This is a genomic window from Streptomyces sp. NPDC044003 (assembly GCF_056435185.1).
Window position 1 is genome coordinate 609,313 of record NZ_JBWKFA010000003.1, and the last position, 12,887, is coordinate 622,199.

Consider the following 12,887-nt stretch of genomic DNA (forward strand, 5'->3'; position numbering starts at 1 on the left):
TTCCGAAGGTTCCCGACGGGCTGAGGCCGGCGGACACGTCCACGGTCCCTGCCCGGTCTCGGCGCATGGCCGGGCCGCTGTCCCACGTCGGCGGACGTACGGTTCGCCGCCACGGCTCCGGCCATGGCACTCGGCCCCCTCATCGGCCGGCGTCGGGACGAACTGCGCACGGCCGAGCAGGCACGGGTGCCCATCGCCGAGGTCCGGTCCTTCAACACCGCACCGTTCGCCGCTCTGCCGCCTTTCCAGGCTCGGCCTACCCCGCTCGCGGCCACACACCGCCGGAGGTCAGGCGAGAACGTTCACGGCGCGGGCGACCACCAGGCCGAGGATGAGCAGGGAGACGAGGGACTGGATGCCCATGGCGATCTTGGCCCAGGCGGCCAGGGGCATCACGTCCGTGGGGCTGAAGGCGGTGGCGTTGGTGAGTCCGAGGTAGAGGTAGTCGATGTAGCGGGGCCGCCAGTCGGCGCTTGCCACTTCGGGGTTGAGCTGCTGGGGGAAGGCGAGCGCGGGTGTGCGGGGGATGCGGTGGGCACGAGCGGCGGCTCCGCCGCTGTCGAGTTCGAAGTACAGCAAGGAGAAGGCCAGAACGGTACAGGCCCACACGGTGCCACCCGACTGCAGCAGGCTGGTGGCGGATGCGGTCTCCTTGCCGCCGTGGAGGATGTCGTCGACCAGCTGGACCGTGGACCAGACGGCGCTGAGAGCGAGAACGCCCACCAGGGCGATCGACAGGGTGCGCAGTACGGTCGAGCGCCGGTCGATCCGGCCCGGGTCGCTGGCGATGAGCGCGAGCAGAAGCAGTCCCTCGACTGTCGGAAGCACCCAGCGAGGCGCCAGACGGAGGTCGTCGGGGAGCAGGACGGTCAGCACCATGGCGGTGACGACGGCCGTGGCCATCGGCCAGCGGGCCTCACCGTAGGGCTCATGCGAACTCGGGCTCTCGGTCGGCTCGGGGATGCGTCCGGTCATGGTGGCGGGCCCTTACGGTCGAGTGCGGAGTGGTTGTCCGTCCTGCCCTCGGAAGATATAGCGGCTGGTGGGCGGGCGGCGGATCTCGCGCTTCGGTGCTTCGAAGGCGAGGTGCTCGACCTCGACTGCGGCCGGGGGGTGGCCGCCGCCGGGCACACCGTCACTGTCGGTTGCTACGCGGCACCCGGCAGCGCCGACGTACCGGTGACACCCCGGGTCCGGCTAGGCGGCGCCGGATCGACGCCGGCCGTGAACGCGTCACGCGCCGTGCTGGAGTGGGCCTGCGCCGCCTACCGGTCGGCCGTGGACGCGGGATTCCGCGGTGCCGGCCGCGCCGTACGCGGGCGCCGGGCACGCGATGCCGGGCCCTGCCGCGCCGATCACGCCGACGGTGAACGCCGCCGCGGCGGCGGGAAGAACGGCGCCGAGCTGGGGATGGGCTTCTGGGTCTGGTTCTCCACGCGCAGAGCCGTGCCGGCCAGGACGCGGGCGTCGACGCCGACGGAGTCGTCGAGGGCGATTACGTGCCTGCAGCGGACGACCACCGCCCGGCCGCAGGCGTGTGCCTCGGTGGCGTCCGGCCACAGCGTCCCGGCGAGACGTTCCGGCTGAAGCACGAGCGCAGTCCGACGACGGCCGACAGCCGTTGCGCGGTGCCGCACAGGAGGACGGCTTCGGTGCCGTACAGCAGCCGGAACGGGCCGAGCGGGCCGAGACGGGATGTGAGAGAGGTTCCGGGCGGTGCATCATCTCTCTCCGAGGGTCGGAGGGGGCGACAGAGAGCCGTGGACCCCCGCCCGTCTCCTCCCATCCTGGGAAGCCGGAGCCCGGCCCGCTCGCCGTACCGCCACCGCCACCGTCACCGTCACGCGGACACGTAGCGGAACTCCGGCCCGTAGGTCTTGCCGCTTCCGTCGGGGAGCGGGATGGCCATGAGGTCTTGCGCGGGTATCTGCAGCCCGAACATCGCGGCGACGGCGGCGTTCAGGGTGTCCAGCGCCTGGGCGGGATCTTCCTGCTTCCAGGCGTCCTGGAGGAGGCCGAGTAGCTCGCTGAAGGCGCGATTGAACTCGTCGAGGAGCTGTACCGTCGCGGGGGCGGGTGCGAAGGGTCCCGTCCGCGGCCAGCCGCCGGCGGGCACGACACCCATGGGCAGGGCGTGGGGCATCGGCACCTCCGGGCCCTGGAAGTCCCACTTGTCGGGGTAGCCGGGCGGGTGCACCAGCTTGCGCCCGTGCTGGATCTCCAGGAACGCGAAGTGGTGGGCGAGCTCGCCCTGCGTGCCCGGGAACGGGTTCTCGGGCGAGGTCGACGTGCCTTCGCCCTGCTCCTTGATCACCTTGATGGCCGACTCGACCTCGGCGAGCGAGGTGAGGGCCACCAGGCTGTTCCCCGCCCCGTGGCTGGACATGTCCATCTCGATCTGCCGGGCGCCGGTGATCAGCTCCGGGCTCGCCCGCAGCGCGTCCAGGATCGCGGTGTAGAAGGCGCCGATCGAGGTGTGAGGCGTCTCCCGGCGTTCCGTCACCGGGGCGTCGGGCTTCTCGATCTCCGCGTACATCGTCACCGACGCCTTGGTCAGCCCGCTGAGGGAGACGGTGACTTCCGGCCGGACGCCGCCGGGCAGAGGACCGGGGTACGTGGGCACCAGTGCCGCGTCGGCGAGCTGGGGAGTCCCGCCGATAGCGGTGAGCAGATTGCACGCCAGGCCCACGTGCGACATCTCGTCGAAGATGATCGCCCTCAGCGTGTCGAATACCTGGCCGTCCCCGATGTCGTCGATGGACCACTTGCCGCAGAGGTACGGGGGGAGAGTGGCGAGTTCCAGCAGGATGGCCTGTTGCGCCGCGTCCCTCACCCACAGGGCGTCCCGCCGCTCGGCGGGTTGCCGCATCAACTCGACGATCCTCTGATTCCGGCTCGTGGTGTGGAGCAGCGCGTCCATGGCCGGCCTCCTTCCGAACGAGTACCCCCACTCTCAGCAGCGCCCGCGCCCACCGTCACCCCACCGTGGACCTCTCCACGGCGCAGGGCACGATCCGTGCGAACCCGAGGGACGGCTCGACCCCGAACTCCGCGCGCAGCAGGTGACGGTACGCACCGCAGCGCCGTCCGCAGAATGCCGCGCGCGTGCGCTCGGACGCCTCCGGTCACAGAATCCCGGCGACTTCCTGACGCCCCGCCCGCCGCCGCAGGCCGACGAAGGCCAGCAGACCCCGCGCGTTGCCGGGCGGCGCGACGGTCTCACCGTCGACCGACAGCCGGAACCGCCCGAGCAGCCGGAGACCGAACCGGCGGGAGGGTGAAGCGGGGGAGGGGTTCATGCGTCGTCCCTGGGGGTCTCTTCCGCACCCACCCATCGTAGGACGAGGTTCCGGACCGTGCCCCCTCAGCGCTGCCCTGTGGCTCGCGATCCCGGCCACCTGACGCAGCCTCTCCAGAACGCCTTCGGGGTGCTCTCGGACCGTACGACGAGCCCGTCAAGACACGGTCCCGATACCCGTACATCGGCCGACTGGGTTGGGGACGGCCTGTACGTGGCCGTCTGCGGGAACGGTCACGGAGCCCGCGGTTGCGACGAAGACGAAATCGGACGCCTCGCCTCGACTCTTGTACTGGACGAGGAACCGGACTTCCCCTCCCGTCGGAGACGTTCGCTCCTGACCGCGGAGTCCCCGGCACGACCGGATCGCCCCTGCCACCTGAAGTCGCTTCTGCCTGTGCTGAGCTCTCGGCGAGAACGCGCGTGACCGGTGACGGGGGGACGACCCGGTCGGCCCCGCGTGGGCCCTGGCCGAGTCCGCGATGCTGTGCTGAAGACAGGTACGGAGCCGGAGGGTCAGGCCGCGCCGTCCTGCCACCACCAGGACTGCGACCCGTAGGGGTACTCGACCCGGGAGTCGACGTGCTGCCACGAGACCGTGTAGGTCTCCAGGCCCGAGTAGCCGCAGGTCTCGGCCTTCTGGTAAATGGTCTTCGTGGACAGGCCGGAGACGGCGACATCCGCGGCGATTCCGTACAGGTGCATGGAGTTGGCGGCACCACCCACCGACGCGTTGTGGGAGATGCTGCGGAAGCCGGAGTTGACCGTGACGGCCAGGTCGCCGCACTTCTTGCGAAGCGCCTCCAGCTTGTACATGTTGCGGCGCACGTTCTCCTTGACGGTCGTGGCGCTCACCTTGCCACCCGAGAAGCCGGAGCCGTCCTTGCTCTCGAACTCGGAGAAGTCGAAGTGCGCGGTCGATCCGTCGGAGCTCTCCAGGGCGTTGAGCCGGCTGAACGTCTGCGCCCCCGCCACCCCGTCCACGGTGAGTCCGTACGCGGCCTGGAACCGACGGAGCGCCGCCTCGGTGCCGGGACCGAAGTCGCCGTCCAGGGAGACGTAGGTCTGCTGGGCCGAGCCGGCGGCCCAGCCGGCGATCCTAATCTGGAGCTCCGTGACGGCCGCACCGCTGGAGCCCTGGGAGAGCTGTGAGGGCCAGCTGTAGGCGGCGGCCGGGCCGGCGAGGGCCAGGCCGGTACCGACGGCCAGACCGGTGGCGGCCACCGCGCCGGCGCCGTAGCGCAGCAACGAGCGTCGCGAGAGGTCGGATGTCATGGTCGAGTCCCCTTCTTCTAATACCAGTTGTGGGACTGCCAGAAGGACCACGCCGCGCACGGGGTGCCGTACCGCGACTTGATGTAGTCGAGGCCCCACTCGATCTGGGTGGCCGGGTTGGTCTGCCAGTCCGCTCCCGCTACGGACATCTTGTCGCCGGGCAGGGCCTGCGGGATGCCGTACGCACCGGACGAGGGATTCGTCGCGTACACCTTCCAGCTGCTCTCGCGGATCCAGAGGTTGTCCAGGCAGTCGAACTGGCTGGACACGGACCAGCCGTGCTCGGTGATCTTCCACTGGCCGGTGATCTTCACGGTGCGGGCGATGTGCATCGCGTTCATGGTCGCGGGGCCTGTGACGCCGTCGGCGGACAGGCCGTTCGCCTGCTGCCAGGTCGTCACCTTGGACTTGGTGCCGTCGCCGTAGGCGCCGTCGGCGGTGGTGCCTACCTTGCGCTGTACCTCCATCACCTTGTTGTGCAGGGCGAGTTCGGTGCGACTGCCGTAGTCGCCGTCCTCGGCCAGCCCGTTGTCGTGCTGGAAGGAACGGACCGCGGTGCTGGTCTGGGAGCCGTAGACGCCGTCGATGCCGCTGTACGGCAGGTAACCGATCCCCGCGAGATTGCGCTGGAGCCAGGTGGTGGAGTCCAGGGCGTGTGCGGGGGCAGAGGGCGCCAGCATGGCGAGCAGGGTGACGAACAGCACGAGTGCCGTGCGGGCGACGGGCAGCCGGGGGGCCGGCGCCTGGGAGGCCGGAAGGGCCGTACCGATGGGTATCACTCCGAGTCCTTGTCTTCGCGGGTCGATGCCGATGTCTCGACGGATGCGCGCCGAGACAGCCAAGTCGCATGCATGCAAGAGGACTTGGTGACTGAAGCCATGGTGCCGTCGGGGTCCGTGGTGCGGAGCCCCTTGGGAGCGATACGGGACGGGGCCGGGACGCGTGGGACGCTCGGTGCGCACGGGACGGGAAAATGTGGGATGGATTTCCGCAACGGTCGTCGCCTGCGGCGTACATCACTCGGGTGTGCTTCGACGGTCTGCGAGCCTTCCGTGTCGCCGGTGTGCGGGTGCGGGGGAGACGAGGTCCTGCCCGGCAGGTAGCGGGAAGTTGCTGGTGAAATCCCCTACAGGCGACGGAGGTTCATGCCAGGGGACGTCCTTGCGGCACGGGTTCGCGATCTGCCGGTCGCGGTCGGCCGTCACCCTCGGCACGCGAGCGGCCGGGCTCCTCCTGGAGGAGACCGGCGACCACGCGGACGACCACCGCCACGACCAGGTGGTGCTCCGGCCGGAACTGGTCGTCCGCCGTTCGAGCCTCACCCCGCGCTGACCGGACCAGCCGGTCCGGGAGCCCCGGCGTACATCTCGCTGAGGAGTCGTCGACGGCCGCGTAGCACTTGAGGACGATCCCGCGTCCGTACGGAGGCGGACTTCTCGACCGAGAGGGAACCCCGGCCCGCGGTCGCCGTCTTGGTCCTCGCGTCGACTTGATCGTCGAGTCGACACGAGGAGGGGTGTGATGGCAGGTCAGGTGCACAGGACGAGGCGGGCGAAGGCATCGGCGCCGGAGTACCAGGGTGCTCTCGAATCGTTGTCGGTGAACGCCTCACTGCCCGAGGTGCTGGCCCGGGGCATGGAGGAGCTGCGGACGGCGGAGCGGGCCGGGGACCGGCGGGAGGAGGCGCGCTGCGGGCTGGCCGTGGCGGAGGCCTGCCGCAGGCTCGGGCGGATCGAGGAGGCCGACCGGGCGTGGAAGGCGAGCTACCGGGCGGCGCGTTCGGCCGGTCACGAGGGGGCCATGGCGTGGGCTCTGTGGAGCGGCGGCACGCTGGCCCGACAGCGCGGTGCATTCAGGCTGGCGTACCGGTTGCTGAGGCTGGCCGCCGAGACGGGCGAGCGGGGCGGTGACGTCGTCGTGCGCGGCTACTCGCTGGCGGGGCTCGCCGAGACCGGGCGCATCCAGGGTGATTACGCGGCGGTGAGGAGGCTGCACGAGCAGTTGCTTGCCGAGGCCCGCCGCCGAGGCGAGGCCCGGCACACGGTGTGGGCGCTGGAGGGCATCGCGCAGATGCACCGCAACACCGGCGAATACGACGAGGCCCTGGCCCTGTTCGAGGAGGCGGCCGACACGGCGTCCCGAGCCGAGGACCGGCGCGGGTGGGCATGGGCGCTGCGCGGCATCGCGGACGTGGTGTCCGTGCGCGACGCCGACGTGGAGCGCGCCCTGTCGCTGCTGTCCCAGGCGGAGGAGGCCTGCCGGGAGATGCGGCTGTCCAGCGCGCTCGCCTACAACCACAAGATGCGCGGCAACGTGCTGTACCGGGCGGGCCGCTACGAGCAGGCCCGTGAGATGTACGCGCTGGCCCTTGAGGAGTTCCACGAGATGGACGAGCCGCGCGGGACGGCGCTGTCGCGACTGGGCCTGGTCAAGGCCTCCGCCCACCTGGGCCGCGACGCCGCGCACACTGCCGCGGACCTGGCCGAACTGCGCTCGACGCTGGACCGTATCGGTCTGCGGCATGCCCGGGACATGGTGGACAAGGCAGCGGCCGAACTGGGGGTCGGGCCGCTGCCGGACCACGGCGGACACGGGCAGGGCGCCGCGAGGCCCGTGCTGCCGGCGGTCGGGGCCGAGGCGCTTCAGGCCGCCGATGTGGAGGGCCTGCGGTGAGCGCCGTCCCGACACCGTTCTCGCCGGTGTACCGGCCGGGCGCCACAGCCGTGGCCACGGCGCGTTCCTCTCGTGATCACGACGCTGATCACGACATTGATAGCGACATTGATAGCGACATTGGTCGCGATATTGATCGCGATATTGATCACGACGCAGCGCCGGCCCGTGTCCTGGAGCGTTGTCGTGAACTCGTCCGGCCCGCGCTGGTGGAGGCGGTGGGCAGCCTCCATCCGTGGACCGGTGAGATGGCGGCGTACGCGCTGGGCTGGTCCGACACGGCCGGTACTCCGGATTCCGGCAGGTCCGAGGGCAAGGGAGTGCGCCAGGCGCTCGCCGTGCTCGGGGCCGAGGCGGTCGGGGCGGACGGCGCGGAGGCCGTCCCCGGCGCCGTGGCAGTCGAACTCGTGCACACCTTCTCGCTCCTCCACGACGACATCATGGACGGCGACGACCTGCGCCGGCAGCGGCCTGCGGTGTGGAAGGCATACGGGACCGGCCCCGCCGTTCTCGCCGGCGACGCGCTTCTCGCCCAGGCCGTGACCACCCTGGCCGAGGCCCCGGGCCGGCACGCGGCGGCCGCGGTCCGCTGCCTCTGCCGGACCCTGAACGCGCTGGTCTCCGGCCAGGCACAGGACCTGCGCTTTGAACACCGTCCGTGGTACGGCCCCGGCGCAGTCGGACCGGAGCAGTACCGGTCGATGGCCGAACACAAGACAGGCGCCCTGCTGGGCTGCGCCGTTGCGCTCGGCGCGGTCCTCGGCGGCGCCCCCGCCCGGACCGTGACCACGCTCGAACGGGCGGGCCGCCATCTCGGCCTCGCCTTCCAGGCGGTGGACGACATCCTCGGCATCTGGGGCGACCCCGCCGTGACCGGCAAACCCGTCCACGCCGACCTGCGCAGGGGCAAGAAGACCTACCCGATGCTCGCCGCACTGGCCGGCGGAGGCAGGGCCGCGCACGAACTGGCGGCGCTGCTCGACCTTCCCCAGCCGCTCGACCACGAGGCCGCCGCACACGTCGCGGCACTCGTGGAGGAGCTGGGCGGGCGGACCGCGACCCGCGACGAAGCGCGCCGGCACCTGGACACCGCCCGCCGCGCGCTGCGCGACGCGCCCCTCACGTACACCGCTGCACAGCAATTGGACAGGCTGTTCACGTACGTGCTCGACCGGACCAGGTGATCACCGTTCCTCCTCGGTGATCCCCCCGGCGGTGACGGCTCGACGACGGCGACGCGTAGCGGAGCGCGGAATGTTCGCGCGGCTGGGAACCATCCGCCCAGTGACCGCCCTGGGAGACGATGGCGGCTCCCAGGGCTGCCGCCGGCCCGGCGAGCACGCCGAGTAGCTCACCTCGCCGGGCTGTGCCCAGGGCGCCGGAGCGCTGGTCTGCCGCTGTCGGCAAACACGATGCTCGGTGCGAGTGGGCTCACCGGGTCTTCCTCACCTTCCCGACTGGAGGGCGCCCCAGGTGCCGGAGCCGACGATGCCGTCGACCGTCAGAGCGCGTGAGGACTGGTAGTCGCGCACGGCCTGGTCGGTGCCCGGACCGAAGGCGCCGTCGATGGCCACCGTCCGGCCGAGCGCGGCGGTCAGGGCACGCTGGAGCCGGGTGACCGCTTCTCCTGTCGAGCCGCTCTGGACGGTGGGGGTGGATCCGCGGGACAGCAGGGCGGTCCAGGTCTTCGGACCGATCACTCCGTCCGCGGTGAGCCCTGTGCCGCTCTGGAAGTTCTTGGTGGCGGTGGTCGTGGCGGCGCCGAACGTCCCGTCCGGGGTGCCGGGGTCGTATCCGGCGGCTTTGAGCAGGCACTGGGCCGCCTTGACCTGGTCGCCGGTCGATCCGCTCTGGACGGTGGGGTACGTGGTGAAGTCGAGGTTCGTCCCCGTGCAGTCGGGCGCGGGCGGTGTGCCGGTGCCCACGTCCAGGTAGTCGCGGTCGATGTTGATCGAGTAGCCGCCGTAGGACTCGGTGACGTTGCCCGCGTACTGGTGGATGCGCTGGTGCCCGGCCCAGTAGGTGGACGGAACGTAGGAACCGGTGTTGGTGTCGGCGGCGCCGTTCCACCAGGCGTAGAAGATGTCGTCGACCCGCGTGTAGGCGCTGTTGCCGTACTCGCTCGCGGCGTCCTTGATGCCGGAGGACGCGCTGGAGTAGAAGCCCGACAGATAGCCGCCGCTGTGCAGCCGCTCGGTCCAGCCGGACAGGTACGACAGCACGGCCGCCTTGCAGGAGGCCGTGGAGGTGTATCCCTCGATGTCGCTGTAGACGGCGCTGCCCGCGGGGATGCCGAGGTTCGCCGCGGCGGTGAGGGCGGCGGCCGCTGCGGTGACGCCCTGGGACTTGGCCGTGGCGGGGTCGGCGGACATCTTCAGGGAGAAGCTCGTGCACGGGGCCTGGCGGCCGACGTCGATGGGGATCAGCCGCCAGCCGTTGCCGGTCTGACTGGTCACCCAGCTCGCGGTCAGATTCGGCTGCGCACAGCCGCGGAAGGAGCCGCTGATGTAGACGCCGACCGCGCTGTACGGTGAGCCGGCCTGCCAGGCGTTCATGGCGGCCTGGGAGGGCGCGGCACAGGTGTCGAAGCCCTTGCCCAGGTAGCTGCCGGGTTGCGGCCCGGCCGCGGTCAGGGGAGTGGCATCGGGCCGCTGAGCTGCGCGGGGCAGCTCGGTGCGCCTGGCACCCGGGGTGAGTTCGGCCGAGGCCAGAACGTCCCGCACCAGATTCTCGGTCGCCGGGGTGTGGGCGGCGGTGACGAGTACGCCGGCGTCCTCGACCGCGATCTGGATGGTGTCGTTGCTGGACACGGCGGTCGGGGCGGTGGCCTTGCCGCGCGGGGTCCGTGCGGTCGCCGCCGTCGCCTGTCCGGCGGAGCGGGCGGTGAGCGGCTCCACGACGATGCCTGCCGTACGGCCCACGAGGTGTGCGGGGCAGTCGCTCTGCTCGGCGGGCTCGCCCAGGTAGACGGCGGGTCGGTCGAATCGGAGGCAGGCCTGCGGACTTTCGGCCAGATCGACGACCTGCCAGTCGGCGGGGACCTCGATGCGGTAGCCGTGGTAAGTGACGGTCTGTCGGCCGGCCCCGGGCGGGGAGGCGGCCGTGGCGGCCCCGGGCGGGGAGGCAGCCGCGGCGGATCCGGGCGCGGCGAACGCCCCGATACCGGCGAGCACCGCCAGCGTGGCCGTTCCGGCACGGACGCGCCAGGGGATGCGGGAGGACATCAAGGCACTCCTACTCGATGCGGGGAGGGGAGAGAGTGGTGGGGCAGGTCTGCTCGGGGCAGGGATGAGTGATGCCCGTCCGGAGGGCCGGAGCCTTGTCGGCAGCGCGCCTCGCGGACGGTGCGGGCTCTCCCCCGGGCCGGAGCCGGTCCGGGGGAGAGCCCGCTGTCCGTGTCGTACGTCCGGGTCAGACGCCGCAGTTGGGCGCGGACCAGGATCGGCTGGTGCGTCCGTCCACGTGGGTGTGGTCGTTGTGGTCGGGGTAGCCGGGGCCGAAGATTCCGCCGAAGCCGTGGTAGCGGGCCCGCTGGGCCAGCGTGCACAGCGACGGGCTGCCGGTCAGGTCGGCAGCGTCACCGTACAGGTGCCGGCTGTTCGAGGCGCCGCCCACCGCGCTGTTGCAGGCGTACGAGCGGAATCCGCTGGTCACGGTGATCGGCACGTCCCCCAGGGCGTGTCGCATGGCCTCCAGCTTCCACATCGTCTGCAGGGCGTTGGACTTGGCCGTCGTGGCGCTCACCGCGCCGCCGGACCAGTCGGAGTTGCACTTGTTCAGCTCGGCGTAGGTGAAGTGGACGGGGGTGCAGTCCGGGTCCTGCAGGGCGTAGATCTTGCTGAACGTCTGGGAACCCGCGATGCCGTCCGCGGGCAGACCGTACGCCTGCTGGAATCGGGTCACCGCGGCCTTCGTCGCCGGGCCGAATGCGCCGTCGATGGCGATGACCTCGCCGTACGCGGCGTGTCCGGCCACGCGGATCTGCAGCTGCGTCACGTCGGAGCCCGACATGCCCTCGGACAGGGTGCGGCCCCAGGTGTAGCACTCGTCGGCCTGGGCGGATCCGGCCGTGGCCAGCATCCCACCCACCGTTGCCATCATGACCATGACAAGCGAGAGGGCGAGTTGGATCGTGCGCCGAAGCATCGCGTCTCCGTCCTGAGTTCTGATTCCCCGTCGAGGGGCTGAGGCGAGTGTGATACCTGTAAGCGGTGCGTGTCCACACCGTCACCATCCGCCACAGGACCAGACCTTCGGAACAACCCTTCTGCAGGTCGACGGTCGTGGTGGCGCCGGTCGCACACCGGTCCGGATGTGCGCCGTTCCGTAGGAATCGCACGCACGCTCGGCCCGGTGTGTCCCATCGAGTCCGGTGCTACATCAGCTTCAACTCCGCGCGCACAGCCTCCGCGATGGCTGCCGTCGCGTTCTCCGCGAACAGGATCGTGTAGTGGTTGGTGTCGTCGACCCGGCGGGTGGTGATCCGGTCCGGGGAGAGGTCGCCCGCGGCCAGACGCCCCTCGTCGTAGAGCCCCTGAGGCTCGTCCATCACTCCTCGCTCCGCCCACAGCATGGTGCCGCGCACCTCCGGCCGGTGGATGCCGCCCAGCGTCTCGGGGTCGCCGATGGGGCCCGCGCCGTCGGCACGGATCGCGTCCAGGACACAGCTGCTGCGCATCTCCGGAGGCTCGCCGGCCAGGTCGCGGTCCACGTACGCCTGGATGTGCGGGCCCCAGTGGGCCGTGAAGGCCGGGTGCTCACGGAAGAGAGCGCGGTACGCGTCGCCGTCCGGGAAGGTCATCCTGAGCCGGCGCATCGCCGGGCCGATGACCGACTCGATCACCTCGTCGATGTCCGCGCCGCCCGGAATCGGGAATCCGAGGCCACCGTCGACGAGGACCACGCGCGGGAAGCGGTCCGGGTGCCGCGCGGCGGCCACCGCGGTGGTGAAGGCCCCGAGGGAGTGGCCGACGAGCAGCGCCTGGCGCAGGCCCAGGTGATCGAGGACGGCGAGGACGTCCTCGACGTGGGCGGGGATGCCGTAGGGAGCCGGCAGACCTGCGCTGCCGGCCCGGCCGCGCAGGTCCGGGGCGTACAGATCGATGTCGCCGAGCTGCTCGGCGACGGCGCCGAAGGACAGGCTGTTGCCCGTGATGCCGTGCAGGGCGATGACCGCGGGCCCTTCACCCGGCCAGCGGGTCACGGCGAGGTCGCCTCCTCGTACGGGGACGGCGAGTTCCTGCGGAGTACGCGTGGTCATGCGGACCTCTCCCATCTGTTCGGTCTCCTGCGGGTCGGGGAAGCACGCCTTGTGCGTCCGCTCTTCGTAAAGGAGGAGTGGCTGGATTCGCAGTACTTCCGAGACGGCCTCCCGCTGAAGGATGCCGCAGACCGACCGCTCGATCTGGCGAACAGCCTTAACTGGATCACTCATTGGGGCCTCCATCGCTGCATGACGTCGCAGTGAGCCCGCCCGTCCCTTCCCGGCCCGGTGTCACCGACTGCGCTGCCGTGTCCCCGCCGGTGAGGGTAGGAAAGTGGTGAACCATCAGGATGAGGCCGGCGATCAGCCCGAGGCCACCGAGCGACGGTGGTGGCGACCAGGCTGAGTTGCCAGGCGCCGGCCACGACGGGGGACCTG

General features: G+C 71.1%; 11 protein-coding genes and 1 pseudogene. 3 read left to right on the forward strand and 9 right to left on the reverse strand.

Annotation, left to right across the window (positions count from 1 at the left end; genetic code table 11):
* Positions 1-288: 288 nt before the first annotated feature.
* From AC07AW_RS14720 to AC07AW_RS14745, 6 genes are all read right to left on the reverse strand, one after another.
* The gene (locus tag AC07AW_RS14720) at positions 289-975 is read right to left on the reverse strand and encodes a hypothetical protein (RefSeq protein WP_478815809.1); all 687 of its coding nucleotides are present in this window, start codon (positions 973-975) and stop codon (positions 289-291) included.
* Between the two features lie 380 nt (positions 976-1,355).
* The gene (locus AC07AW_RS14725; protein WP_478815810.1) at positions 1,356-1,592 is read right to left on the reverse strand and encodes a hypothetical protein; all 237 of its coding nucleotides are present in this window, start codon (positions 1,590-1,592) and stop codon (positions 1,356-1,358) included.
* 248 nt (positions 1,593-1,840) lie between these two features.
* Complete coding sequence (locus AC07AW_RS14730; RefSeq protein WP_478815811.1) at positions 1,841-2,920, reverse strand: ferritin-like domain-containing protein; 1,080 nt, start codon at positions 2,918-2,920, stop codon at positions 1,841-1,843.
* Positions 2,921-3,125: 205 nt separating this feature from the next.
* On the reverse strand, positions 3,126-3,299 hold the full coding sequence (locus AC07AW_RS14735; protein ID WP_478815812.1) for a hypothetical protein: 174 nt from the start codon (positions 3,297-3,299) through the stop codon (positions 3,126-3,128).
* 515 nt (positions 3,300-3,814) lie between these two features.
* A complete protein-coding gene (locus AC07AW_RS14740; protein WP_478815813.1) occupies positions 3,815-4,573 on the reverse strand; it encodes a D-Ala-D-Ala carboxypeptidase family metallohydrolase in 759 nt (252 codons plus the stop codon).
* A gap of 17 nt (positions 4,574-4,590) precedes the next feature.
* Entirely contained in the window at positions 4,591-5,352 is a 762-nt protein-coding gene (locus tag AC07AW_RS14745; protein WP_478815814.1) for a peptidoglycan-binding domain-containing protein, read from the reverse strand.
* 418 nt (positions 5,353-5,770) lie between these two features.
* On the opposite strand from AC07AW_RS14745, the pseudogene AC07AW_RS14750 reads away from it, so the two are divergent.
* The 3 genes and pseudogenes from AC07AW_RS14750 to AC07AW_RS14760 form a co-directional block, all read left to right on the forward strand.
* Positions 5,771-5,905, forward strand: a pseudogene (locus AC07AW_RS14750) (LacI family transcriptional regulator); the annotation flags it as partial.
* A 189-nt stretch (positions 5,906-6,094) separates the two neighbouring features.
* Positions 6,095-7,246 carry a tetratricopeptide repeat protein gene (locus AC07AW_RS14755; protein ID WP_478815815.1) on the forward strand — a complete coding sequence of 384 codons (1,152 nt, stop codon included), beginning with the start codon at positions 6,095-6,097 and terminating at the stop codon, positions 7,244-7,246.
* Positions 7,247-7,365: 119 nt separating this feature from the next.
* The gene (locus AC07AW_RS14760; RefSeq protein WP_478816248.1) at positions 7,366-8,430 is read left to right on the forward strand and encodes a polyprenyl synthetase family protein; all 1,065 of its coding nucleotides are present in this window, start codon (positions 7,366-7,368) and stop codon (positions 8,428-8,430) included.
* Between the two features lie 261 nt (positions 8,431-8,691).
* Here the strand turns inward: AC07AW_RS14760 and AC07AW_RS14765 are convergent, their stop codons facing one another.
* The 3 genes from AC07AW_RS14765 to AC07AW_RS14775 form a co-directional block, all read right to left on the reverse strand.
* On the reverse strand, positions 8,692-10,470 hold the full coding sequence (locus AC07AW_RS14765; protein WP_478815816.1) for a glycoside hydrolase domain-containing protein: 1,779 nt from the start codon (positions 10,468-10,470) through the stop codon (positions 8,692-8,694).
* A 187-nt stretch (positions 10,471-10,657) separates the two neighbouring features.
* Complete coding sequence (locus AC07AW_RS14770; protein ID WP_478815817.1) at positions 10,658-11,392, reverse strand: D-Ala-D-Ala carboxypeptidase family metallohydrolase; 735 nt, start codon at positions 11,390-11,392, stop codon at positions 10,658-10,660.
* Positions 11,393-11,621: 229 nt separating this feature from the next.
* A complete protein-coding gene (locus AC07AW_RS14775; protein ID WP_478815818.1) occupies positions 11,622-12,506 on the reverse strand; it encodes an alpha/beta fold hydrolase in 885 nt (294 codons plus the stop codon).
* Positions 12,507-12,887: the final 381 nt, after the last annotated feature.